Source organism: Acetobacter cerevisiae, from assembly GCF_001580535.1.
Classification (GTDB): Bacteria; Pseudomonadota; Alphaproteobacteria; order Acetobacterales; family Acetobacteraceae; genus Acetobacter; species Acetobacter cerevisiae.
In genome coordinates this window covers 42,962-67,916 of record NZ_LHZA01000152.1, presented here as the reverse complement: position 1 = coordinate 67,916, position 24,955 = coordinate 42,962, and the positions used below count along the sequence as shown (strand labels likewise).

Below are 24,955 nucleotides of genomic sequence, written 5' to 3'. Positions count from 1 at the left end.
ATCAATACGTCTGACAGCATGAAAAAAGCCCTTCCTCATAACGAGGAAGGGCTTTTTTATTAAGAGCGTTCAGGCATCAGGCGTTCAGGTAAATTGTCTTGGTTTGCACATAGGCCTCAAGACCGTATTTGCCATCTTCCCCACCAAGGCCACTATCCTTGTAGCCGTGGTGGAAGCCCTGCGGTGCTTCGCCACCTTCACGGTTCACATAGACCTCACCGAAGTTCAGATCAGTGCTGATGCGCATGATCTTTTTCAGATCCTGCGTAAAGACATAGGCGGACAGGCCATAGCGGCAGTCATTGGCCTGACGCAGGGCGTCCTCAAAGTCCGTCACTTTGGTCAGCAGCATGACCGGGCCAAAGACTTCATTCTGAACAATATCCATGTCTTCCTTAACGTCGGTCAGCAGGGTAGGCGCGTAGAAGAAGCCTTTATCATACACGCCACCCTTCAGGCGCTCGCCACCAGTTTCCAGTTTGGCACCCTGAGAGACAGCTTTTTCAACCATGGCATGAACTTTTTCCAGTTCCTGCTCACTGACTTTTGGCCCCATATCGGTTGCGGCGTCCAGCGGGTTCCCGACTTTCAGAGCGGAAATTTTCTTTCTGACCAGATCAGCAAATTTGTCATACACGGTAGCATGCACATAGGTGCGTTCATTACTGGTGCAGACCTGGCCGCCATTGGTAAAGCGCGCCAGAACGGCGGCGGTAGCGGCTTTGTTCAGATCAGCATCATCCATGACAATAAACGGTGCCTTGCCGCCCAGTTCCAGCCGGACTTCTTTCAACGTATCTGCTGCGGCCGCCATGATTTTCTTCCCGGTCGCTGTGCTGCCGGTCATGGTGATCAGCCGCACATCCGGATGTTCCACCAGCGGGGTACCAACGCCTTTGCCGTCACCGGGAACAACATTGAGAACGCCTGCCGGGAAAACCCCAGCCTCTTCTGCCAGCCGGGTCGCTTCCAGCGCTGCCAGAGGTGCCAGTTCATGCGGTTTGATAACGATGGTGTTGCCTGCCGCCAGAGCCGGACCAACTTTGCGGGCGAACAGGGCCAGCGGGAAGTTCCATGCAGAAATACCGCCAATGACACCGTGTGGAATTTTCTCAATCAGGATTTTCTCACCCGGACGGCTGCCCGGAATAATGTCGCCTTCCAGCCTGCGGGTGTTTTCTGCAGCAAAGCGCAGCAGTCCTGCGGCAAAGCCCACTTCCGTTTTGGCTTCCTTCAGCGGCTTACCCATTTCACTGGTAATAAGATGCGCGAGACGATCAGCATTTTTTTCAATCAGTGCCTTAAAGGCATAAAGCGCATCCGCCCGTTCTTCCGCCGTTTTGCGGCTCCATGCCGGAAAGGCTTTGGAGGCCGCCGCAACGGCAGCTTTCACGTCCTGTTCCGCACCGTTGGCGACCACAGCAACAATCTCGCCGGTTGCCGGATTGCGAATTTCCAGCGTTTCGCCGCCGCTGGCTTTGGTCCATGCTCCATTGATAAACAGATTATAATGTGGCGTGTTTTGTGAAGTTGGCATTGAAAATCACCTTTTTGAAGCAGTTGGAAACATCAGACGCTCAGTTCATCCTGTTTCCAGAAGTTACTGATAAAAACGTCTGTGCTGTTGATGGTTCCATCCTTCCACAGGTCGTCACGCAATGAAAAGTGATTATGAAAGAGTGAAATGCTCACATAAAGTGATGATACTATGTATGTGCCAAAACTCTCTCATCTCCGGTTTTTCTGTGCCATTGTCGAAGCAGGTTCCATTGCGGCGGCTGCACGCCGTATGCACTGTGTGGCATCCAATCTCACCATGCGGTTGAAGGAACTGGAAGCTGACCTGGGGCAGGATCTTTTTATCCGGGACCGTAAAAAACTGCTGATCACACCAGCAGGACGCCTTTTTTATAAGGAAGCAAAAGACATTGTCAGCCGGGCGGATCGCTTACCGGAATTATGGTCTCAGGGACAGCCTCGCGGCATTCTGAATGTAGGGGCGCTGGATGTAGCGTTTCTCAGTCTGTTACCCCACTGCGTGCCACGTTTTATGCGCGAGCATCCGGGAATTCAGCTTAATATCCTGAAAAAACCCAGCTTTAGTCTGGAAAGAATGCTGATGAGTGATGAAATTGATCTGGCACTGACGGATGGCCCGGTTGAAAATACGCTGCTGGAAGGCACATTTGCCTTTTCCGAAACGCTGCATCTTGTTGTGCCTGAGCATGTCAAAAAAATCACGCCAGAGCTGATTGAGCAATCAGATATTTATCTGTTCAACAAAGACTGCTTTTACAGGCGCCGTGCTGAACAATGGCTCGACGAGAAAGCCTATCATCCCCATTCAATCCTGACGCTGGAATCCTATGATCTGATTCTTGAATGTCTCGGCACGGGAGCTGGCCTGTCCTGCATGCCCGAGAGTGTCATTCGTCAGTTCCGTGAAAGAGGGCAGTCCCTGAAGACGTTCAGGCTGGATGGGATGGGCCCGACAGATGTGTATTTTGTCTGGAGAAAACACGCAAAAAGCCAGATTATTGAGACATTTATTGAAATGGCGCAGAACGGCGTGAGGGGAGAGGTTTTTCAGGCCTCGACAGAGGCTGGCCAGAGTGCTTCATAAGCGTAATGAAATATGCACATGGTCTGACGTCAGAAGGCCGTCAGGGTGTGATGTATCCGTTGGGAGAACTGGCTATGTCGTTACGGAACCGCTTTTTATCCAGCGTTGGGCTGACTGCTCCGTGCCTTGCTCTGATGGCGCTGGCGTGTGCCCCACAGGGGCTGGCGGCTGAGGCGTCTGCTCAGCCGCAGCCCATGCCGCTGCCCCTCCCCCCAGCTGTGCCTGCGCCGCAGGATGTGCCTTTTGGCAGCACAATTGCTCTTGCTGTGGATGGCACGGATCTTGCCCGGCATATCCTGAGCATGAAGGAGACAATCCCCCTTCCGACCCGTATCGCGCAGAAGGGTGGCGATTTTGTTCTGCTTTATCCGATGTGGCTGCCGGGTAACCACTCCCCCAGCGGCACGATTGATCAGCTGGGCGGCCTGACAGTAAAGGCCGATGGGAAGATCATTCCCTGGCTGCGGGATACGGTAACGGTCAGCGCTTTCCACATTGATGTGCCGCAGGGTACAAAGCAGCTTGAAGTCTCTTATCAGTTGCTCACGCCGGTTTCTCCCAAAGTGGGGCGTGTGGTCATGACGGATACGATGGAGAACGTGCAGTGGTCTGCTGTTTCTCTCTATCCGGCAGGGTATTTCACCCGGCAGATTATGGTGCATCCGAGTGTGACGTTCCCGGCTGGCTGGTCCTACGGTACCGCCCTGCGGTCTGATGGCACAGGCGCAGGCAGCAAGGTTTCCTTCCAGCCGGTTTCGTTCAACACGCTGGTGGATTCTCCCATTTTTGCAGGGAAATATTTCCGAAAATTTGACCTGACACAGGATGACAAGGTTTCTGTCACGCTGAATGTCATGGCGGATCAGCCGCAGGATCTGGCTGCGACGGATGCGCAGATTCAGGCCCATAAAAATCTTGTAAAGCAGGCAAACCTCCTGTTTGGGTCATATCATTACGCGCATTATGACTTCCTTCTGGCTTTGACGAACAAGCTGGGTGGCATCGGTCTGGAACATCACCAGTCCAGTGAAAATAGTGGCCCCAGGGGCTATTTTACACATTGGGATAAGACCTTCGGGATGCGTGACCTGCTGGCGCATGAATTCACCCATTCCTGGAATGGGAAATATAGCCGCCCGGATGGCTTGTGGGCACCCGATTTCAACACGCCTCAGCGTGGCACCGGTCTGTGGGTCTATGAAGGGCAAACACAATACTGGGGCTATATTCTGGCTGCTCGCGCAGGGCTGATGACGGTGCCGCAGGTGAAAGATGCGCTGGCTGAAGTGGCTGCTGTGTATGATAACCGGCAGGGCCGGCAGTGGCGTCCGCTGATTGATACGACGAATGACCCGATTATTGCCCAGCGCTCCCCTGAGTCCTGGAGAAGCTGGCAGCGGAGCGAGGATTACTATTCTGAAGGTCAGCTGGTCTGGCTGGACGCGGATACACTCATTCGCAAACTCTCTGGCAATACAAAGAGCCTGAACGATTTTGCCAAGGCGTTTTTTGGGACCAACAATGGCAGCGTTGTCACCAGCACCTATAATTTTGATGAGATTGTAAAAACGCTGAATGCTGTCCAGCCTTATGACTGGGCGAAGTTCCTGCATGAGCGTCTGTACAACACCAGCACACATGCCCCGCTGGATGGGTTTACGCGTGGCGGTGCAAACGTTGTCTATACTGAAAAACCGTCAGACTATGTGAAATCCTATTCTGATCTGCGGCATGTTTCAGACTTCATGTTCTCTCTCGGCCTGACTGTGAGCAAGAAAGGCTCCGTGAGTGAAGTGCTGTGGGGTAGCCCGGCCTGGCAGGCCGGGGTCACGCGGGATCAGGACCTGGTGGCTGTGAATGGTGTATCATATGATCCTGATGCGCTGCAGGATGAGATCACCAATGCAAAAAACAAGGATGCAGCCCCGATAGAGTTGCTGCTGCGGGATGGTGAGCGCTATCATACAGTGTCTGTCACCTATCATGGTGGCCTGCGTTACCCGCATCTGGACGGCAATACGCAGCTTCTGGATACGGTGCTTGCACCGTTGGGTGCGCAGAACGATGCCGCGGGGTCTGCCGCGGGAAAATAATCTGATGCATAAGGACCGGAAGAGGTTTCAGAAAAAGCCTCTTCTGGTCCGCTGCAAGGGGGACGTGTGAAAGAGTCTGGTTTGCCTGATCGTTATGAAAACGATGCAGCGGAGAAATTATCTCCTGAAAAACAGCTTTCTCCGGAACAGCAGGACCTGAAAAACGCCATCAAGGCGTTCTGTGTTGCGCATCAGCATGATGAGCATGCCGTTTTTCTGATTGAAGGTGACGCAGGAACCGGAAAAAGTATCGTTATCAATTCGATTTTTAACGAGATACAGTCTCTTTCACGCTCATCTGATAAAAGCAGTCCATTCTGGAAGACGGACAACTACCTTGTTGTCAATCATCCGGAAATGATGAAGCTTTATAAAAATATTTCAGAATCCTATCCGGTGCTAAAAAAGAAAGATTTTGAGCGTCCGACAACATTTATCAATAGAATGCATAAGTCTGGAAAACGGGCCGATATTATCTTTGTGGATGAAGCCCATCTTCTTCTGACAAAAAGCGATAAATACAACCATTTTAAGCAGAACAACCATCTGGAAGAACTAATTAAACTCTCCAGAATTACGGTTCTGGTGTTTGATGAAAAACAGGTTTTGAAATTCAAGAGCTGCTGGAGTCAGGGGCTTCTGGAATCTCTGGTGAAAGGACTCCCCTGCCAGACATATCATCTCAAGACGCAGTTTCGCGTTCATGCCAATCAGGATGTGCTCGACTGGATTGAGGGGTTTTATCAGAAAAAAATCCTCCCGATGCCGCAAAAACAGGCGTTCGATTTCCGGTTTTTTGCGGATGCGCAGGATCTCTATGACGCCATCAAAAAGGAAAATGCCCGTTACGGGCTGTCCCGCATGATTGCGACATATGACTATCCCTATCGGCTGGATGGGGAAGACCACTTCATCCACGAGGGCCGCTTTACCCTCCGTTGGGACCGCTCCAAACCGGATGAAAAGCTGCCATGGGCAGAACGGCCCGACACGATTGATGAAGTCGGGTCCGTTTACACCGTGCAGGGGTTCGACCTGAATTATGTCGGGCTGATTTTAGGCCCCTCCGTGCTGTATGACCCGGCAACGGACGGCATCCGCATTGATACCAGCCGGTATGAAGATGGCGCGGCCTTTGCCGGGCGAGACGGGCTTCAGGACCCGGAAGGTACAAAAGAGCGCATCATGCTGAATGCCATCAATGTGCTGATGACGCGGGCCGTGCATGGGCTGTTTATTTATGCGAGCGATCCTGCCCTGAGAAAACGGCTCCTGCAGATGCAGGCGAGCCGGGACGCTGCGTAAAAAGGCTGGAAGGCGGAAGCTGGCAGTATGCATGGCAGCTCGGCGCATCCGGGCAGAGCGGCTTTGCAAAGGGTTTTTCCGCGTCATGCAGGTCAGTTTTCTTATGCGTGGCAGAAAAACCTGAGTGAATTCTCTGCAAACCGGGGGTTTCTTACAATACAGGACTTGTCCTGTCCGCATTGTGATGCCACCTGAGGACACAGAAAGACACGTAGCAGACGATCAGGATCAGGTTGCCATGTTTATTGAAACTGAAGACACCCCTAACCCCGCCACGCTGAAATTCCTCCCGGGCCGTGCCGTGATGGGCGATGCCGGGACGATTGATTTTATTGATGCCGATGCCGTCTCCGGACGTTCCCCGCTGGCGGAAGCGCTGTTTGGGCTGCCCGGCGTGTCCCGCGTGTTTCTGGGGAATGACTTTGTGTCCGTCACCAAGTCCGATCAGGAAGACTGGGCAGAACTGCGCCCGTTGGTACTGACAGCCCTGATGGACCACTTCGTGGCTGGTGCGCCGGTTGTGGCGGAAGGCGTTGGCATTATGGAAGAACCCATCGCGCCGGAAGATCAGGAGATCGTCACCCAGATCAAGGAACTGCTGGACACGCGCGTGCGCCCGGCTGTGGCGGGTGATGGTGGGGACATTGTGTTCCGTGGCTACAAGGACGGCATTGTCCGTCTGACCATGCAGGGTGCCTGCTCTGGCTGCCCCTCTTCCCGCGCTACTCTGAAGCACGGTGTGGAAAACATGCTGCGGCATTATGTGCCGGAAGTTGTGTCCGTGGAGCAGGTTGAAGACTAAGGCAGCTCTCAGCATCTTCCCGTCTCCGGGTCTGTGACCTAAAAGGGGGAGCAGACACTAGGTAAGCCCCCGCAACAGCGGGGCAGCGGAGGCAGGACAGAAATGCTGGATGATAGCGGGCTGGATCTTCTTTTCCAAAAGGCGCGCACGCCGCGGCGCTGGATGGCCCGCCCGGTGGAGCCTGCCCTGTTGCGCCGCCTGTATAGTCTGGTGAGCCTCGGGCCAACCTCCGGCAACTGTAGCCCGGCGCGGTTTGTGTTTATTACCGCGTCCGAAGGCCGGGAGCGCCTGCGCCCCGCCCTTTCCGCAGGTAATGTGAACCGCGTGATGGGGGCCCCCGTTATCGCCATTGTGGCGTATGATCCCCTGTTTTTTGATGAACTGCCACGTCTGGCCCCCAATGAGGAGCTGCGCTCCTGGTTTGCTGCGGATGTCGGGCTGGCGGAAGAAACCGCTTTCCGTAATGGCACGCTGGAAGGCGCCTATATGATTATGGCGGCCCGGGCGCTGGGGCTGGATGCGTTGCCGATTTCCGGCTTTGATCAGAACATGGTGGAAGATACCTTTCTGGCCGAAGATGGCTGGCGGGCGAACTTCCTGCTCTGTCTCGGGTATGGGGACATTGAGCAACTGCCGCCTCGTGCGCCGCGCTTAGGCTTTGATGAAGCATGCCGCTTCCTGTGATGAAACCTGAACGTCTTTTAGTGCTGGATGGCAGCCCGGCCGGAGAGGCCGCCTGTGGTACTGCGGCCTGTGTCACGCCTTCTCCCGAGGGCGGCTATACGGTTCTCTCCCACGTCTCTGCTGCGGGGAAACAGGCGGCGGAAGGCATTGGTCTTCTGGCTGCTGAGGCTTTGCAACAGGTAGGCTGGGGGGCTGGCCAGCCTGTGCAGCCTGATCTGGTGGCCGTGGTCACTGGTCCCGGTTCCTTTACCGGTCTGCGGGCTTCCTGCGCTATGGCGGCAGGCTATGCGCTTGGGGCTGGGTGCCCGCTGGTTGGGGTGACGCGAGGCGAAGCGCTGCGTCCGCAGCTTGATGCCGAGTGTGCTCGCTATGGGGATCTGGACGGCTGGCTGCTTGTCACGGCAGCGCGGCGTGGGCGCGTGTTTGTGGAACGGGCCGACGGGGTGCAGGCTGTGGCTCTGGCAAGCTGGTCTGCCCTGCCCGGTCGCTGGCTGGTGGCGGGGGATGCTGCGGCGTCGCTCCCGGTGGCAGAGCCCGTCTTCTCTGACCTGACACAACCCACGGCCAGCCAGATTGCGGAAGCTGCTCTTGCCCGGTTAACAGGCCAGCTCGCGCCGCGGGATGCTTTGCCTTTGTATGTCGATCCGCCAGAAGCCAAGCTCCCGGCTGCTGGTTTACGGTCTGCACCCGTTTGAGCCAGACACTCTCTCAGGCCGTGGCCGTGGACATTATTGAGGCCAGTCAGGCGCATGGCGCGGTGCTGGCTGCCCTCCATGCTCAAAGCTTTTCTGTAGACGATTTGTGGGATGAGGCGGCTTTAAAACAGCTTTTGCCCATGCCCGGCGTAGTGACAGCTCTTGCCATGCAGGGCGACCAGCCCGCAGGGTTTTTGATGATCCGGTGTGTGGCAGATGAGGCTGAGGTTTTGACACTCTGTGTCGCGAAGGCCTTCCGCCAGCAGGGCATCGCCAGACAGCTTTTGACATGGGGTGTGATGGAAGCGCAGGACCGGGGCGCAGACCACATGTTCCTTGAGGTCTCCGTCCATAATGCAGCGGCACAGGCGCTTTATGCTGGTGCAGGGTTTGTGCAGGCTGGAAAACGGCGGGCTTATTACCCGGATGGCTCGGATGCTTTGGTGCTGATGCACAGCTGGGGCGCGTAAGCCGCGGGCTCGTCTGGGATCTTCTTTCGCGTGAAATAGATCAGCTCTCGGAGCCTATAGGCTGAGAAAAAGCATGTGATGCTGAGTAAAAATCCAGCATCACATAGCGCCATAAAAACTGTTCTGAAAATCCGTTATCAATTCAGATGACAAAGACTGATGCCGGTGCGTTCAGGGGTTGGAGAACCGAGCGTCTTAAAGAGCCCGCGCCCCAATATCCGTGCGCCAGGCAGCACCCTCCCACGAAATCGCTTTCACACCGGCATAGGCCCGGTCCCGTGCTTCCTGCACGGTGTCTCCAAGCGCACAGACGGACAGGACGCGACCGCCGGCCACAACCAGTTCGCGGGACGCATTTTCTTTGGTGCCAGCCTGAAAGACGCGCACGCCTTCCAGCGCTTCGGCATCGGCAATGCCGGAAATAACCGCACCCGTTTCAGGTTTTGCCGGATAGCCCCGTGCGGCCATAACAACGCTGATGGCGGCCTGATCCGAGAACGTGACAGGGGTTGTGTCCAGTCTATCTTCCGCAAGGGCGGCCAGTGCAGGCAGCAGGTCGGAGGTCAGGCGGAGCAGCAGAGCCTGTGCTTCCGGGTCCCCAAAGCGAACATTGTATTCAATCAGTTGCGGGCCGGTTTCTGTCAGCATCAGGCCTGCAAAAATCACGCCTCGGAATGGGGTGCCCCGCCGGACCATTTCTTTCAGCATGGGGCGCACAACCAGATCGAGTGCCGCTTCCTGCGCGGCGCGATCAAACCCACGCGGCGGGGAGACAGCGCCCATGCCGCCGGTGTTGGGGCCGGTGTCATTATCGCCAATGCGTTTGTGGTCCTGTGCGGCGCCAATCAGCATGGCGGTCTCACCCGAGCAGAAGGCAAAGAGAGAAACTTCTTCACCCACAAGGCAATCTTCAATCACCACGCTGCGGCCAGCCTCACCCATGCTGCCCTGCGTCATCATCTCCCGCACGGCATCCTGCGCTTCGGCCACTGTCTGCGCGACCACCACGCCTTTGCCTGCCGCCAGACCGTCGGCCTTCACCACAATCGGGGCGCCGCGTTCTGCAATGTAAGTGATGGCGGCGTCTGCACTGGTAAAGCGTTCGCCACGGGCGGTGGGTACGCCTGCGGCGTAGCAGACTTCCTTGCTGAAGCTCTTGCTGCCTTCCAGACGGGCAGCGGCCTGCGTGGGGCCGGCACAGGCCAGACCGGCAGCGGCGCAGGCATCGGCCAGACCAGCCACCAGTGGGGCTTCCGGGCCGGGAACAATCAGGTCAACCTGCTGTTCTTTGGCAAAGGTAATCAGGGCCGGCACATCGCTTGCACCAATGGCCACGTTGGTGCCCAGCTCTGCCGTGCCGGGGTTGCCGGGGGCAATGAACAAAGCCGTCAGTTTGGGGGAACGTGCAAGTGTTGCGGCCAGTGCATGTTCACGGCCGCCGGATCCAACCAGAAGTACCCGCATATTTTTCTCTCTCACTCTGTCAGCTCTGCTCTTTCAGGGCGAGCGTCTGTAGCATAGGTTGGGCAAATGATCGAAGGGCTTGCAGCAGGGGCACCTCCCGGTGGGAATGTGCCGGAATATAGTGTCTCCGAAATTTCCGGGGCTATCAGGCGCACGCTTGAGGGCACGTTTGGCCGTGTGCGGGTGCGCGGTGAGATTACCGAATTCAAGCGCTACCCCTCCGGCCACCTCTATTTTTCCCTCAAAGATGAGCGCGGCAAAATTTCCGGCGTCGTGTGGCGCGGCTCGGTCTCTCGCCTTGGGCTGGTGCCGGAAAACGGGCTGGAAATCATCGCAACCGGCAAGATCTCCGCTTACGGCGAACGCTCAAGCTATCAGCTTGTGGTGGAGCGGATGGAGTATGCGGGGGAAGGTGCCCTGCTGGCCCGCATTGAACGCCTGCGGCTGAAACTGGCGGAAGAAGGCCTGTTTGACGCTGAGCGCAAACGCCGCCTGCCCCTGCTGCCGCGTGTGATCGGGGTGGTGACCTCGGCGCAGGGCGCGGTGCTCCATGATATTTGCACGACCCTTCTGCGTCGCTTCCCGCGCCCGGTGCTGGTGTGGCCTGTGGCTGTGCAGGGGGAAGGCGCTGCCGCGCAGATTACGGCGGCTATTAACGGGTTTTCTGCGCTGGATGGCAGCGGCAACGTGCCGCGCCCGGATGTGCTGATTGTGGCGCGTGGTGGCGGGTCTCTGGAAGACCTGATGGCGTTTAATGATGAAGCCGTGGTGCGTGCCGCTGCTGCGTCCAGCATCCCGCTGATTTCCGCCGTGGGGCATGAGACCGATACCACCCTGATTGATTTTGCCTCGGACCGGCGTGCGCCGACACCGACTGCCGCGGCAGAACTGGCCGTGCCGGTCCGTACGGAAATGCTGGCGGAGCTTGAGCATCGGGGGGCACGCGCGCTTGGGGCGCTGTCCCGCCTATTGCAGACGGCCCGGCTGCGGCTGGACCGGGCTGCGGCGGCCCTGCCCGATCTGCCCGGCCTGCTGGGCACGGCGCGGATGATGCTGGATGACCGGGGCCGCAGGCTGGACGTCGCCCTGCCCGGCTTTGTGCAGGGGCGACGCGTGGCACTGGTGGCGGTGGAGCGGCATATGCCCGCAGTGGAAACGCTGCTCTCGGGCCGCCGTACCCGTATGGCCTTACTGGGGAGTGCGTTGCAGACAGGTCTGCGGCATGGTTTGCAAACGCGGGAAGCCCGGCTGGGGCGGTTGCGGATTTCTCCGGCTCCGCTGGCGGCGCTGGTGCGGGAACGGCGCGCAGCACTGGTGGGTGTTGGTGGGCAACTGGAAGCAGTGTCTCCACAGGCGGTGCTGGCGCGGGGCTATGCATTGGTGACGGTCGGTGGCCAGCCTGTAACCTCTGCGCGCAAGCTGAAGGTGGGGGAAGATGTTGTGCTGACCTTTGGTGATGGCCAGCGTGACGCCGTGATTGCCCGTAAAAAGCCAGCAAAAGCTGAGCAGACGACTTTGGAACTGTAAGGGGCTATAGAAGCCCGGTTGAGGTTGAATTCTGATCCTGTCTATGGTGTCAGGCAGTGCAGAATGCACACAGAGAAACGGGGGCTGTGAGGCCCAACCTGCTTTTAGGGGACTGTCCGCATGTCTACGCGTTTTCTTCGCCCGCTGGGTTATTGCCTTGCTCTGGGGCTTCTTGCGGGCTGTGCTGCCCAGCCCGCCGCACAGCAGAAGGTGCCGTTACAGACCTTCCCGCCAAACATGGCCATCCAGCAGGGGAACCCTGTGGATGAAAGCCATCTGACGAACGATCCCTCCGCCCCGGCCAACACGCCGCTGTGCGGCACAGCCGCGCGGGAAAGTCAGGCCATGGCGACGCAGAACTATCCGCAGCCGCTCACCAGCGGGAACAGTTGTGTGCAGAATGCCTGCTTTAATACCCAGACGGGCACCTATATTGCTGCAGATGGGTCTGCCCGCGTCTGCCGCTAATCCTGAGTGGCCTTTTCTGCCAGCCTTTTTGCTGGTAGTGAGGGCCCTGCCGCGAGAGTGACGGAATCGGTAGACGTAGTCGGCTCAAAATCGACCGCCGCAAGGCATAGGGGTTCGAGTCCCCTCTCTCGCACCACAATTTGTCTCACTTCCTTGAAACCGGACAGGGTGATGACCTCCACACATTCCGAAAATTCCTCCCGTCCGGCTTGCCGTCCTGCCAATCCGTGTTTTTCCTCCGGCCCCTGCGCCAAGCGCCCGGGGTGGGATGTTTCTGCGCTGAGCAATGCGCTGACGGGCCGTTCCCACCGCTCTGCGGAAGGTCGGGCCCGACTGGCGGAGGTGATTGACCGCTCCGCAGCCATTCTGGGTATTCCTGAAGGCTGGCGTGTAGGGATTGTCCCGGCGTCTGATACCGGCGCTGTGGAAATGGCTCTGTGGTCCCTGCTGGGGGCCCGGCCTGTGGATGTGCTGGCGTTTGAAAGTTTCTCCTCGCTCTGGGCGCAGGACATTGTCTCTCAGCTCAAGCTGGACCATGCACGCGTTCTGAAAGCCGATTACGGTCAACTGCCTGATCTTGCTCAGGTGGACTGGACGCATGATGTGGTTCTGGCGTGGAACGGCACCACGTCCGGTGTGCGCCTGCCGTCTGCTAACGCCATTCCGGCGAAGCATGAGGGGCTGGTCATTTGCGATGCGACGTCCGCCGCCTTTGCGATGGACTTGCCGTGGGACCGACTGGATGTGGTCACATGGTCCTGGCAGAAAGCGCTGGGAGGTGAGGCTGCGCACGGCATGCTCGCGCTTTCCCCTCGTGCTGTGGAGCGGCTGGAAAGTTTTGAAGCGCCGCGGCCCCTGCCCAAGATTTTCCGTCTGATGGGCAAAGGCAAGCTGATTGAAGGCATCTTCCGGGGTGACACCATCAACACGCCCTCCATGCTGTGTGTGGAAGATGCGCTGGATAGCCTGAAATGGGCTGAGTCCGTTGGTGGTCTTGGCGGGTTGAAGGCGCGCAGTCAGGCCAATCTGGCAGCAGTGACGGCTTGGGAAGCCAAAACGGACTGGGTGGAATTTCTGGCTCGTAACGAGGCAGAGCGTTCCTCCACCGCGATCTGCCTGCGCATTGTGGCCCCGTGGTTTTTGGCACTGGAGCGCTCCGAGCAGATGAAGACTGTCAAACAGATGGTCGCTCTGCTGGATAAGGAAGGCGTGGCGTTTGACATTGCCAGCTATCGTGATGCCCCGCCGGGTCTGCGGATCTGGGGTGGCGCGACGGTGGAAGCCTCCGACGTCAGCGCGCTTCTGCCCTGGCTGGACTGGGCTTTTGCACAGGTTGCGCCGGTAGCCTGCCCGGCCTGAGTGCATCGCGTTTCAAGAGGGCTTCGGTGGTAGGGAGCGAAGCCAGAGGCGCCGGGAAAGCGCTGTCTTTCCCCCGGTGATTTTCACACGGTTCGTGCCGCCCGGACTGTATCGCCTGAGAATCGTTTTCTACGAAAAACAGGGTGGACGAACCGCCTGATCCAACGCATCGTCTGAGCACCAGCTTAAAAAGCAAAAACCAGACAGAAGTGCAGGATCATGGTGGGACAGATTACCCTTTCAAAACAGAAATCCGTTTTGCAAAAAAAGAGCCTGTGGGCGAGCGTTGCTCTGTCCGGGGTGTTGCTGGCGGCAACCCTTCCGGTCGCGCAGGCCGCAGCTCCGGCAGCGGATGCTGCTCAGGCGCATGATCCGCTAAGCGTGCAAACCGGTAGCGATATTCCGGCCAGTGTGCATATGCCAACAGACCAGCAGCGTGATTACATCAAGCGCGAGGTTATGGTCCCCATGCGGGACGGCGTGAAGCTTTATACGGTTATTGTTATTCCGAAAAACGCCCGTAATGCTCCAATTCTTTTGACACGTACCCCCTATAACGCCAAAGGCCGGGCTAACCGTGTGCCCAATGCCCTGACCATGCGGGAGGTTCTGCCGCAGGGGGATGATGTGTTTGTAGAGGGCGGCTATATCCGCGTGTTTCAGGATATTCGCGGGAAATATGGCTCTCAGGGCGATTATGTGATGACGCGACCCCCGCACGGCCCGCTGAACCCCACCAAAACGGATGAAACCACCGACGCGTGGGATACGGTGGACTGGCTGGTGCATAATGTGCCGGAGTCCAATGGCCGTGTGGGTATGACAGGTTCGTCCTATGAGGGCTTTACTGTTGTCATGGCGTTGCTGGATCCGCACCCTGCCCTGAAAGTCGCCGCACCGGAAAGCCCGATGGTGGATGGCTGGATGGGAGATGACTGGTTCCATTATGGCGCGTTTCGTCAGGGGGCGTTTGACTATTTTGTCAGCCAGATGACAGCGCGCGGCGGAGGGAATGATATTCCCCGCAGAGATGCTGATGACTACACCAATTTTCTGAAAGCCGGATCTGCCGGGAGTTTTGCGACACAGGCCGGTCTGGACCAGTATCCATTCTGGCAGCGTATGCACGCACACCCGGCGTATGATGCGTTCTGGCAGGGGCAGGCGCTGGATAAAATTCTGGCTCAGCGCAAGCCGACAGTTCCGATGCTGTGGGAACAGGGCTTGTGGGATCAGGAAGATATGTGGGGGGCCATTCATGCCTGGCAGGCGCTGAAGGATGCGGATGTTAAAGCGCCCAATACGCTGGTGATGGGCCCATGGCGGCATAGTGGGGTGAACTATAACGGCTCCACACTTGGCCCGCTGGAATTTGAAGGGGATACAGCCCACCAGTATCGGCGGGATGTCTTCCGGCCCTTCTTTGATGAATATCTGAAACCGGGCAGCGCGTCTGTGCATCTGCCTGACGCCATCATCTACAATACAGGGGACCAGAAATGGGATTATTACCGTTCCTGGCCGTCTGTGTGTGAAAGCAACTGCACCGGCGGTCTGACCCCGCTTTATCTGGCAGACGGGCACGGGCTGAGCTTTACACACCCGGCAGCAGATGGGGCGGACAGCTATGTGTCTGACCCGGCGCATCCGGTTCCGTTTATCTCGCGTCCCTTTGCCTTTGCGCAGAGCAGCCGGTGGAAGCCCTGGCTGGTGCAGGACCAGCGGGAAGCAGAATCCCGCCCGGATGTGGTGACCTATGAAACGGAGGTGCTGGACGAACCTGTGCGGGTGAGCGGTGTGCCGGTAGCGGACCTGTTTGCCGCGACAAGTGGCACGGATTCAGACTGGGTGGTGAAGCTGATTGACGTACAGCCTGCCATGACGCCGGATGATCCCAAAATGGGCGGGTATGAGCTGCCTGTTTCCATGGATGTCTTCCGCGGCCGTTACCGCAAGGACTTTGCCAAACCGGAAGCACTCCAGCCGGATGCAACGCTGCATTATCACTTCACGCTTCCTGCTGTGAACCATGTGTTTGCAAAAGGGCATCGGATTATGGTGCAGATCCAGTCGTCCTGGTTCCCGCTTTATGACCGGAATCCGCAGAAGTTCGTGCCGAACATTTTTGATGCAAAACCGGTAGATTATACCGTGGCGACGCAGAGTATCCATCATGGTGGCAAGGAGGCGACCTCCATTCTGCTCCCGGTTGTGAAACAGTAAGAGGCCGGTATGGTTCAGACCAAATTCCAGATGGCGCATTTAACCGCATCTGAAATGCGGGAGGCCGTAGCGCGCTCCCCTGTTATTCTTTTGCCATTCGGCAGTTTTGAAGATCAGGGGCCGCATATGCCGATGGGGGACTACCTTCTGGCAGATGACATGGCGGAGAAAATCGCCAGAAAGGCCTCTGCTGCCGGGCATGAGGTGTATGTTGCGCCTGTTCTGCCTTTTGGTGGCGCTGATTTTTTTGGATACATGCCGGGTGGGATTGCGCTTTCCCAAAGTACTTTGCAGGCTGTCTTGCGGGATATGCTGGACAGTCTGCTTCGGCATGGTCTTACCCGACTTATTATTCTGAACGGGCATGGTGGAAACTGCACCATGATTCATGATGTCACGCGCAGCATCTGGCTGCGGGATAATGTTGTGGTCCCCAGCTTTTATCTGTGGCGTGTTGCTGCCAGTTTCTTGCCCCAGATTGTTGGCGCAGAGCAGGCCGCACAGTCCGGCGGCCATGGTGCAAACCCGTTGACAAGCATCGGGATGCATGTGCTGCCTGATCTGGTTCGGGAGGATCGTATTCCTCAAAAGCATGCAGATAAAACAGCATGGGGTCTGAATGTTTCAGATTTTGGCACGCTCGATCTGGATGGCGCTCTGATTTCTGTGCCGCTGGAGGGGGATTGCACAGCATCGAATGGGGTTGGACGCAGAGACCCGCGTCTCTGCTCCGTAGAAACGGGTGCGCTCCTGACAGAAAAGCTGGTGGAAACAGGCGTGAAACTGGTTGAGCATGTGGTGAAGCAGGACGTGCAAGAGGTCTCCAACAAAGAAGACTGAAAGTCTTTTACGGATAGAAAAGTATTTTGCTCTGTAAGGAGCTTATAAAAAAGGCGACAGAGAGAACTCTGTCGCCTTTTGTGTCTTTAGAAAAATGCGGGCTCAGGCTGGAGCATCAATAGGCACGACGTTGATGAGCTTCTTGTTAACGAACTCTTCAATCCCCAGCATGGCGAGTTCACGCCCATAGCCGGAGCGTTTGACGCCGCCAAAGGGCAGATCTGGCCGGGTCCATGTCGGGTGGTTGATATAGACCATGCCGGTGTAAATCTGCTTGGCAACCTCAACACCGCGTTTGGTATCTTCTGTAAACACGGAGCCACCTAGCCCGTAAGGTGTGTCATTGGCCAGTTCAATGGCTTCCTGCTCGTCCTTAACGGTAAAGAAGAGTGCCACGGGTCCAAAAAATTCCTGATGGAAAGCAGGATTATCGCGCGTCAGGTTGGTCAGGATCGTGGTCTGAACAAAGGCGCCCTTGTTGGGTGGGGTCGGGCCGACCCGGTGCGCTTTGGCCCCATTTTTCACCGCGTCTTCAACCTGCTGATTCAGCTGATCTGCTGCAGACTGGGAGGACATGGGCGGTACGCCGGTTGCGTCATCAGACGGATCTCCGGGCGCAAGTTTTGCAAGTTCTTCACTAAAGCGTTTGAAAAACTGGTCAGCAAGGCTCTCCTGCACAATAATGCGCTTGGACGCCACACAGCATTGGCCACCATTATTCATGCGGCCCCAGACAGCCCATTTAACGGACTTTTCAAGATCTGCATCATCCAGAACAATGAAGGCATCACTGCCGCCCAGTTCCATGGTGGTTTTTTTCAGGTTCTTGCCAGCCTGTGCCGCAACAGTGGCCCCTGCCCCTTCGCTCCCCGTCAGGGCGATGCCCTGAATGCGTGGGTCATCAATCAGCTTTTCCAACTGCTGACGTGTGGCGAACAGGTTTGTGTAAAGCCCTGCGGGAGCGCCTGCGTCATGGAAGAGTTTTTCAAAAGCAGCGGCGCATTGCGGAACAATGGAGGCGTGTTTCACCACAACCACGTTCCCTGCCATCAGATGCGGCCCGGCGACGCGGGCCAGCTGGTAGTAGGGGAAGTTCCACGGCTCAATGGCCAGCAGGATACCGAGCGGCTGGCTGATGAGCATGGCGTCATCACCGCGCTCGCTGCCGCCGGGCACTTTCTGTGGTGCCAGAAATTTTTCAGCGTTGTCGGCATAATAATCAAGAATATCAGCAGAAAGAGCAACTTCTCCTAATGCTTCACGCTTGAGTTTGCCCATCTCCAGCGTCAGCAGCTTTGCATACTCTTCGCTTTGCTCGCGCAGCAGGCTGGCAGCTTTATGCAGGATGCTGGCGCGGTCAGCAAAGGGTTTTCCACGCCAGCTTTTATAGGTTTTCTCTGCCTGTGACAGCAGAGAATCCAGTTCGGCATCTTTCAGGTCAGGAAAAGTGGCGATCGTCTCGTTGGTGTACGGATTGACAGTCTTGTAAGCCATATTCGTGAGCCTTTCCGAATGCCTCGGAAGTATCAGGCCCGAAAGTCGATTACGATCCGGCCTTCCACCTTACCTTCCTCGAGGCGTTCAAAAATAGAGTTTATATTCTCCAGCCGGTCTGTCTGCGTTACCGATTTCACTTTCCCATCGGCAAAGAAGGACAGAGCCTCAATCATATCAAGGCGTGTCCCGACAATGGATCCGCGGATGGTGGTGCCATTCATCACCATATCGAAGATCGAAATAGGAAAATCGCCCGGTGGCAGGCCATTCAGAACAAGTGTTCCCCCAGCCCGGACATACCCCATGGCCTGCGAAAAAGCCTTGGTGGAAACAGCCGTAATCAGGCCGCCATGAACACCACCAACTTCCTTTTGCATAAAAGCCGCCGGGTCTGTCTCTCTGGCATTAACGGTCAGAGCCGCGCCGAGTTTCCGGGCGATGGCAAGTTTTTCATCGTCAATATCAACAGCCACCACATTCAGGCCCATGGCGACGCCATATTGCACAGCCATTTGTCCCAGTCCGCCAACGCCGGAAATGGCCACCCAGTTCCCGGCCTTTGTGTCGGTCATTTTCAGACCTTTATAGACCGTCAGGCCGGCGCACAGCACGGGGGCGACCTGCACAGGGTCTATGCTTTTGGGGAGGAGGGCGACGTAGTTGGGGTCTGCCACCACATATTCTGCAAAACACCCATTGACGGAATAGCCGGTATCTTCCTGTTTGGCGCACAGAGTTTCCCAGCCGCCAAGGCAGTGTTCACAATGGCCGCAGGCGGAATACAGCCAGGGCACACCCACTTCATCCCCTACCTTCACATGCGTGACAGCACTGCCTGTTTTTACAACAGTGCCAACGCCTTCATGGCCGGGAATAAACGGAAGGGTCGGTTTTTTCGGCCAGTCCCCATCAGCGGCATGCAGGTCTGTATGGCAGACACCGCAGGCAATCATTTTGACCAGAATTTCGTTCGGACGGATATCAGGAATATCCAGTTCTTCAATGCTCAGAGGTTTGCCGAATTCGCGCACCACTGCCGCTTTCATTTTTCCTGACATTGTCTCAGTCCCTTTTTGTTTTCGTTGCTGGAAATACATTCCAGAGAGCCCCGTCTTTTTTATATGCGTGGCGCGGCTCTGTTATCAGGAATTTCCTCCTCTCACTAGGCAGAGTGTGATGAAAAACTGCATTGACATGCATCAAAAAAATCCTGTCACGGCAGGGTTTCCATGACAGGACGCGGGAATGGGAATTTTTAAAGACTGTCCTGAGGTCAGCTATCTTTTTTAAGCTGGCCAAACGGTGCCCAGCAGCGGCCATCGCGGGCCAGAAGAGCATCTGCTCCAGCGGGGCCGGTGCTGCCTGCCTCATAAAATTCCGGCGCAGTGGTGGCTTTGCTCCAGGCTTGCAGAACCGGATCCACGGCCCGCCAGCCGGCCTCGATATTATCGGCGCGCTGGAAGAGCGTGGCGTTGCCCTGCAGGCAGTCATACAACAGGGTTTCATAGCCTACATTGGGGATGGCCCCGAAGGCATTCTGGTAGCGGAACTGGGAGACCACTTCTTCCACCACTGTTTCCGGGCCGGGATGCTTGGCGTTGAAATGCAGGTCCGCTCCCTTTTCGGGCCGGATATTATAAACAAACCGATTAGGCGCTTGCGGCGTGCCGTCGGCTGTATGGAACAGGGGGTGCGGTGTCTGTTTGAACTGCACCACAATTTCCGTCACGTTGGAACTCAGGGCTTTGCCGGTGCGTAAATAGAAGGGCACCCCGGCCCAGCGCCAGGTATCAATTTCAATTTTCAAAGCCGCGTAGGTTTCTGTTGTGCTGGTTGGGCTTACGCCGGGGCTGGCGCGATAGGCGTCAATGTCATGCCCGGCGACTGTTCCTGCGGTATATTGTCCGCGCACGGCATTTTCCGGCGTGATGGGCCGAATGGCGTCAAATACCTGCTGCTTGGCATTGCGGATGGCTTCAGCCTTCAGGGATGAGGGCGGTTCCATAGCGACCAGCGCGAGTAACTGGAACAGGTGGTTGGGCACCATATCCCGCAATGCGCCTGTGGCATCGTAAAACAGGCCGCGTCCTTCAACGGAGAGTGTTTCTGCTGCGGTAATCTGAATGTGGTCGATATAGTCACGCCGCCAGAGCGGGTCGAACAGCAGATTACTGAAGCGGAGCGCCAGCAGGTTCTGCACGGTCTCCTTCCCCAGAAAATGGTCCACCCGGTAAATCTGCGTTTCCTTGAGGAAAGACAGCAGATGCGCATTCAACGCCTGTGCGGAATGCAGGTCTGTGCCGAACGGTTTTTCTACCACCAGCCGCCGGAAGCGGTCGGGCGCTTCCTCCATTAATCCGGCGCGCGCCAGACTTTCCGCAGCCGTGCCGAAGAAGCGCGGCGGTGTGGCGAGGTAGAAGACGGCGTTGCCCTCGCCGATATCTGGGGCCAGCTCCTTTAGCGCCTCAACAGATGTAAAATCCAGCGCACGGTAGGACATCCGGCTGGCAAGCCAGGACCACGCTTCTTCATTGATGCTGACAGTATAAAATTCAGCATGTCTGTCCTGCGTGAAGCTTTCCATCTTGCTGCGTAGGGAGGCCACCCAGCTTTCCGTCGTCTCCTTCTCAAGACTGACGCCGATAATCCGGAAATCATCTGGCAGAAAACCGTTGCAGGTCAGGTCATACAGCGCGGGCACCAGCAGCCGATGAGTCAGGTCTCCCGCCGCTCCGAGGATCACCAGTGTCCCGGCCGGGGCCGGATGGGTGGCCGCAGGGGCGACAACCGGGGTGGGAATGCCGGGAGATGCGGGGGCTGAAGTCATATTTCATTTCTCCTTGCGCGACGGAAGGGCATGCTCCGCAATTCCATTTTTACCCGGTTTGGTCTAGGTTTCCTGCCCGGTCAGGCTTTGGCAGGAATGAGTAAGGGATAGAGTTATGGGGTATCGGGTTGCAGTTGTAGGCGCCACCGGAGCAGTAGGGCGTGAAATTTTAAAGACACTGGCCGAGCGGGAGTTCCCCGTTGACGATATTGTTGCGCTGGCGTCACCACGGTCTGCCGGGCGTGAAATCTCGTTTGGGGATCGTACGCTCAAGGTCCGGAATCTTGAAACCTTTGATTTCAAAGGCTGGGATGTTGGTCTGTTCTCCCCCGGGGGTGAGGTCTCGGCCAAATATGCTCCCATTGCTGCCAAAGCAGGCTGTGTGGTGATTGATAACACCTCCCACTTCCGCATGGACCCGGATGTGCCGCTGGTGGTGCCGGAAGTAAACCCGGATGCGCTCAAGCGCATGAAGCGCAACATTATTGCGAACCCGAATTGCTCGACCATTCAGATGGTTGTGGCCCTCAAGCCGCTGCATGACCTGTTCACGCTCAAGCGCGTTGTGGTCTCCACCTATCAGGCGGTGTCCGGTGCGGGCAAAGACGGCATGGACGAGCTGTTTTCCCAGACGCGCGGCAGCTTTGTGACTGACCCGCCGAAGATCGAGCAGTTTCAGAAGCAGATTGCCTTTAACTGCATCCCGCAGATTGACCGCTTCATGGATGATGGGGCGACCAAGGAAGAATGGAAAATGGCCGTGGAGACGAGAAAAATTCTCGATCCCGACGTGTCCGTGATTGCCACCTGCGTCCGCGTGCCGGTGTTTATCGGCCATTCTGAAGCCGTTGTGGCGGAATTTGCAGAGCCTGTGGATCTGGCCCGTGCGCGTGAAGTTCTGCGTGAAGCAGAAGGCGTGATTCTGCGCGATGAGCGTGAAGATGGCGGCTATGTGACTCCGATTGAGTGCGTGGGTGAAGATGCAACCTATGTCTCACGCCTTCGTGTCGATCCGACGGTTCCCAACGGCCTCGCGTTCTGGTGCGTGTCCGATAATCTGCGGAAAGGTGCGGCTTTGAACGCAGTGCAGATTGCCGAGACGATGATTGCCCTGGACCTCCTGCCCAGACACGGCTGAGTGAGGTCGCCCCGGCTCGCGGGCTCGTGTTGGCTGGCTGAATTGACCGGTCTGCGGGTTGGGGCGTAGGACAAATTTCGATGCAGAAACGCCGGTCTGAGCCGGTGTAAGGGATAGACGGACAGGATACGAGGCTGACAATGCAGGATATCCGCAAGGCCCTCTACGTAGGGACCCGAAGTGACGGCAGACTCATTCAGCGGCCCATGTCGCCGCATCTGCAAATTTACCGCTATCGCCTGTCCATGGTTCTTTCAATTTCGAACCGCCTGACGGGCGTTGCCGCAACCGGCGGCGCTGCTCTGGGCGTGTTCTGGCTGGCTGCTGCCGCCAAAGGACCGAAAGCGTTTGCTACAGCGCGCAAGGTGACAGGCAACCCCGCAGGGCAGTTGCTGCTGGTGGGGTGGCTGGCTTCCGTTGTGTATCACACGGTGGGTGGCATCCGGCATCTGATCTGGGATAGCGGCAAGCGCTATGACAAGGAAGAGCTGAACAAGGATGGCCCGGTTGCCGTGGGTGTGACCGCCGGTGTCAGCACTGTGCTGGCTGCGGGCCTTCTGGGCGTTGCCGCCAAACGGGCGCGCGCTCTGGCCAAAGCAGGAAAGGCATCCTGATATGACTGATTCCGCTCCTCATATTGAGGTGATGCGCTCACAGCTGAGCCGTGCCCGCGGACTTGGAGCCGGTGGCTCCGGCACAGGGCACTGGTGGGCCGAGCGCGTGACGGCGGCGTCTCTTCTGCCGCTTTCAACATGGTTTATCATCCAGATGTTCCGCCTTGGCGGCGCAGACCATGCAGAAGTTGTGAAGTGGGGCGGCAAGCCGGTGAACGCCACCATGCTGACCGCGCTGATCATCACGACCTTCTACCACGCGCAGCTCGGCCTGCAGGTGATTGTGGATGACTATGTTCACGGCAAGGCGCATCTGCCAACCCGTATTCTGGTCAAGCTCGTTACCTCCCTGCTGGGGCTTCTGGGCGTGTTTGCCGTAATCAAGCTTGTGGCTGCCGGTAGCCGGCGGTCCTGACCAGACCTGAACGCTGTGCCGCCTGTTTGCGCCACATGTCGCGGCGGCACGAAATCTGAAGACATGACAGGCCGAACGCACATGGGAGCGCCGTCACGATGAATGCCAATACCTCTCCGTCCCGGGGAGCTTACCGGATTGTCGATCACGCTTATGATGTCGTGGTTGTTGGAGCAGGCGGTTCCGGCCTGCGCGCCACGCTGGGCATGGGGGCTGCTGGCCTCAAAACCGCCTGCGTGACCAAGGTTTTTCCCACACGAAGCCACACGGTGGCCGCTCAGGGCGGCATCGGGGCCTCTTTGGGGAACATGGCCGAGGATAACTGGCGCTGGCATATGTATGACACCGTAAAAGGGTCAGACTGGCTGGGTGATCAGGACGCCATTGAATTCATGTGCCGCGAGGCTGTGCCCGCCGTGCAGGAACTGGAACATTTCGGTGTGCCGTTCTCCCGCACGGAAGATGGCAAGATCTACCAGCGCCCCTTTGGCGGCCATATGAGCGAATACGGCAAGGCCCCTGTGCCCCGTGCCTGCGCTGCGGCTGACCGGACAGGCCATGCCATTCTGCACACGCTGTATCAGCAGTGCCTGAAGCATAACGTCGAATTCTTTGTCGAATACTTCGCTATTGACCTGATTATGGACGATAAAGGCGAGTGTCGTGGCGTTATGGCCTGGTGTCAGGATGACGGCACGATCCATCGCTTCAACGCCAAGATGGTGGTGCTGGCAACGGGCGGTTATGGCCGTGCTTACCAGTCCTGCACCTCGGCCCATACCTGCACGGGTGATGGCAATGCCATGGCCATGCGGGCCGGCCTGCCGACGCAGGATATGGAATTTGTGCAGTTCCACCCGACAGGTATTTACCCCGCAGGCTGCCTGCTGACTGAAGGGTGCCGTGGTGAAGGTGGGTATCTGACCAACTCCGAAGGCGAACGCTTCATGGAGCGTTATGCGCCGACGGCGAAGGATCTTGCATCGCGTGACGTGGTCTCCCGCGCCATGACGATCGAGATCAAGGAAGGTCGTGGCTGTGGACCGAAGAAAGACCATATCATGATGCATCTTGAGCATCTTGGGTCTGACCTTCTGCACCAGCGTCTGCCGGGCATTCTGGAAACGGCGCGTATTTTTGCCGGTGTGGATGTCACCAAGGAGCCGGTGCCGGTTCTGCCGACGGTGCATTACAATATGGGCGGGATTCCGACCAATATTCATGGTGAAGTCATTCGCCCGACGCCGGATAACCCGGATGCCGTTGTTCCCGGCCTGATGGCTGTGGGTGAGGCCGCCTGTGTGTCCGTGCATGGCGCGAACCGCCTTGGCACAAACTCCTTGCTGGATCTGATTGTGTTTGGTCGCGCTGCGTCCAAACGGGCTGCGGAAATTGTTAAACCGAGCGACTTTATCAGACCGCTGCCGCCGGGTGCCGGGGATGCTGCGCTCGACCGTCTGGACAAGCTGCGTTACGCCAAGGGTGGCACGAAAGTTTCCGCCATGCGGGACCGTTTGCAGCGTGACATGCAGACGCATGCAGCTGTTTTCCGCACAGAGGAAAGCCTGCAGGAAGGCGTGGATAAAATCCACCAGATCTGGGACGACCTTGGAGATATTTCCGTCTCTGACTCGTCACTCATCTGGAACAGTGACCTGATGGAAGCACTGGAATTTGAAAACCTTCTGGCTAATGCAACCGCTACGCTGGAAAGCGGGCTTGCCCGGCACGAAAGCCGCGGCGCGCATGCACGGGATGACTTCCCCAAACGCGATGACAAGGAGTGGATGAAGCACTCCGTTTCCTGGCTGGATGAAAAGGGCGGCATCAAGCTGACCTATCGTCCGGTGCATTTGAAGACCCTGACGGATGACGTTCAGGTCTTCCCACCCAAAGAGCGCGTTTACTGAG

At 57.3% G+C, this 24,955-nt stretch carries 21 protein-coding genes and 1 tRNA gene; 17 read left to right on the top strand and 5 right to left on the bottom strand.

Annotated elements, in window-relative coordinates; all coding sequences use genetic code 11:
- Nucleotides 1-76: 76 nt before the first annotated feature.
- Nucleotides 77-1,537, bottom strand: a complete 1,461-nt coding sequence (gene aldA / locus AD928_RS10565; RefSeq protein WP_062250402.1) for an aldehyde dehydrogenase — start codon at nt 1,535-1,537, stop codon at nt 77-79.
- A gap of 177 nt (nt 1,538-1,714) precedes the next feature.
- Here aldA and AD928_RS10560 point away from each other — a divergent pair, with 177 nt between their 5' ends.
- The 7 genes from AD928_RS10560 (at nt 1,715) to rimI (ending at nt 8,672) form a co-directional block, all read left to right on the top strand.
- Nucleotides 1,715-2,623 carry a LysR family transcriptional regulator gene (locus AD928_RS10560; protein WP_167347363.1) on the top strand — a complete coding sequence of 303 codons (909 nt, stop codon included), beginning with the start codon at nt 1,715-1,717 and terminating at the stop codon, nt 2,621-2,623.
- 74 nt (nt 2,624-2,697) lie between these two features.
- Nucleotides 2,698-4,716 (top strand): M61 family metallopeptidase, encoded by a 2,019-nt coding sequence (locus AD928_RS10555; protein WP_156470185.1) that lies wholly within the window; start codon nt 2,698-2,700, stop codon nt 4,714-4,716.
- Nucleotides 4,717-4,797: 81 nt separating this feature from the next.
- The gene (locus tag AD928_RS10550) at nt 4,798-6,021 is read left to right on the top strand and encodes a DUF2075 domain-containing protein (protein WP_062250432.1); all 1,224 of its coding nucleotides are present in this window, start codon (nt 4,798-4,800) and stop codon (nt 6,019-6,021) included.
- 238 nt (nt 6,022-6,259) lie between these two features.
- Nucleotides 6,260-6,823: a NifU family protein gene (locus AD928_RS10545; protein WP_062250430.1), complete on the top strand. Its 564-nt coding sequence runs from the start codon at nt 6,260-6,262 to the stop codon at nt 6,821-6,823.
- A gap of 102 nt (nt 6,824-6,925) precedes the next feature.
- Nucleotides 6,926-7,507 carry a malonic semialdehyde reductase gene (locus AD928_RS10540; RefSeq protein ID WP_043550384.1) on the top strand — a complete coding sequence of 194 codons (582 nt, stop codon included), beginning with the start codon at nt 6,926-6,928 and terminating at the stop codon, nt 7,505-7,507.
- The gene (gene tsaB / locus AD928_RS10535; protein ID WP_062250393.1) at nt 7,507-8,202 is read left to right on the top strand and encodes a tRNA (adenosine(37)-N6)-threonylcarbamoyltransferase complex dimerization subunit type 1 TsaB; all 696 of its coding nucleotides are present in this window, start codon (nt 7,507-7,509) and stop codon (nt 8,200-8,202) included. Before AD928_RS10540 ends, tsaB begins: the two co-directional genes overlap by 1 nt.
- Entirely contained in the window at nt 8,199-8,672 is a 474-nt protein-coding gene (gene rimI / locus AD928_RS10530; RefSeq protein ID WP_233420047.1) for a ribosomal protein S18-alanine N-acetyltransferase, read from the top strand. Before tsaB ends, rimI begins: the two co-directional genes overlap by 4 nt.
- Before the next feature lie 195 nt (nt 8,673-8,867).
- On the opposite strand, the gene purD is transcribed toward rimI, so the two are convergent.
- Nucleotides 8,868-10,136 (bottom strand): phosphoribosylamine--glycine ligase, encoded by a 1,269-nt coding sequence (gene purD / locus AD928_RS10525; protein ID WP_062250388.1) that lies wholly within the window; start codon nt 10,134-10,136, stop codon nt 8,868-8,870.
- Nucleotides 10,137-10,202: 66 nt separating this feature from the next.
- On the opposite strand from purD, the gene xseA reads away from it, so the two are divergent.
- The 6 genes from xseA (at nt 10,203) to AD928_RS10495 (ending at nt 16,553) form a co-directional block, all read left to right on the top strand.
- Nucleotides 10,203-11,663, top strand: coding sequence for an exodeoxyribonuclease VII large subunit (xseA, locus tag AD928_RS10520; RefSeq protein ID WP_062250386.1), 1,461 nt, complete (start codon nt 10,203-10,205; stop codon nt 11,661-11,663).
- Between the two features lie 120 nt (nt 11,664-11,783).
- Complete coding sequence (locus tag AD928_RS10515; RefSeq protein WP_062250383.1) at nt 11,784-12,131, top strand: hypothetical protein; 348 nt, start codon at nt 11,784-11,786, stop codon at nt 12,129-12,131.
- A gap of 51 nt (nt 12,132-12,182) precedes the next feature.
- Nucleotides 12,183-12,267 (top strand) — tRNA-Leu (locus AD928_RS10510).
- 35 nt (nt 12,268-12,302) lie between these two features.
- Complete coding sequence (locus tag AD928_RS10505; RefSeq protein WP_062250381.1) at nt 12,303-13,490, top strand: phosphoserine transaminase; 1,188 nt, start codon at nt 12,303-12,305, stop codon at nt 13,488-13,490.
- Nucleotides 13,491-13,709: 219 nt separating this feature from the next.
- Complete coding sequence (locus AD928_RS10500; RefSeq protein WP_082779860.1) at nt 13,710-15,713, top strand: CocE/NonD family hydrolase; 2,004 nt, start codon at nt 13,710-13,712, stop codon at nt 15,711-15,713.
- A 9-nt stretch (nt 15,714-15,722) separates the two neighbouring features.
- The gene (locus AD928_RS10495; protein ID WP_062250378.1) at nt 15,723-16,553 is read left to right on the top strand and encodes a creatininase family protein; all 831 of its coding nucleotides are present in this window, start codon (nt 15,723-15,725) and stop codon (nt 16,551-16,553) included.
- Nucleotides 16,554-16,655: 102 nt separating this feature from the next.
- On the opposite strand, the gene AD928_RS10490 is transcribed toward AD928_RS10495, so the two are convergent.
- From AD928_RS10490 to zwf, 3 genes are all read right to left on the bottom strand, one after another.
- The gene (locus AD928_RS10490; protein WP_062141180.1) at nt 16,656-18,047 is read right to left on the bottom strand and encodes an NAD-dependent succinate-semialdehyde dehydrogenase; all 1,392 of its coding nucleotides are present in this window, start codon (nt 18,045-18,047) and stop codon (nt 16,656-16,658) included.
- 32 nt (nt 18,048-18,079) lie between these two features.
- The gene (gene adhP / locus AD928_RS10485; protein ID WP_062250377.1) at nt 18,080-19,108 is read right to left on the bottom strand and encodes an alcohol dehydrogenase AdhP; all 1,029 of its coding nucleotides are present in this window, start codon (nt 19,106-19,108) and stop codon (nt 18,080-18,082) included.
- Nucleotides 19,109-19,323: 215 nt separating this feature from the next.
- Entirely contained in the window at nt 19,324-20,877 is a 1,554-nt protein-coding gene (gene zwf / locus AD928_RS10480) for a glucose-6-phosphate dehydrogenase (protein ID WP_062250375.1), read from the bottom strand.
- Between the two features lie 115 nt (nt 20,878-20,992).
- Between zwf and AD928_RS10475 the strand changes: the two genes are divergently transcribed.
- The 4 genes from AD928_RS10475 to sdhA all read left to right on the top strand — a co-directional run bounded on the left by AD928_RS10475 (nt 20,993) and on the right by sdhA (nt 24,954).
- Complete coding sequence (locus AD928_RS10475; protein WP_062141174.1) at nt 20,993-22,015, top strand: aspartate-semialdehyde dehydrogenase; 1,023 nt, start codon at nt 20,993-20,995, stop codon at nt 22,013-22,015.
- Between the two features lie 140 nt (nt 22,016-22,155).
- Nucleotides 22,156-22,629, top strand: a complete 474-nt coding sequence (sdhC, locus tag AD928_RS10470; protein ID WP_061501373.1) for a succinate dehydrogenase, cytochrome b556 subunit — start codon at nt 22,156-22,158, stop codon at nt 22,627-22,629.
- A gap of 1 nt (nt 22,630) precedes the next feature.
- A complete protein-coding gene (sdhD, locus tag AD928_RS10465) occupies nt 22,631-23,044 on the top strand; it encodes a succinate dehydrogenase, hydrophobic membrane anchor protein (RefSeq protein WP_062250373.1) in 414 nt (137 codons plus the stop codon).
- A 98-nt stretch (nt 23,045-23,142) separates the two neighbouring features.
- Nucleotides 23,143-24,954: a succinate dehydrogenase flavoprotein subunit gene (gene sdhA, locus AD928_RS10460; RefSeq protein ID WP_062141170.1), complete on the top strand. Its 1,812-nt coding sequence runs from the start codon at nt 23,143-23,145 to the stop codon at nt 24,952-24,954.
- Nucleotide 24,955: the final 1 nt, after the last annotated feature.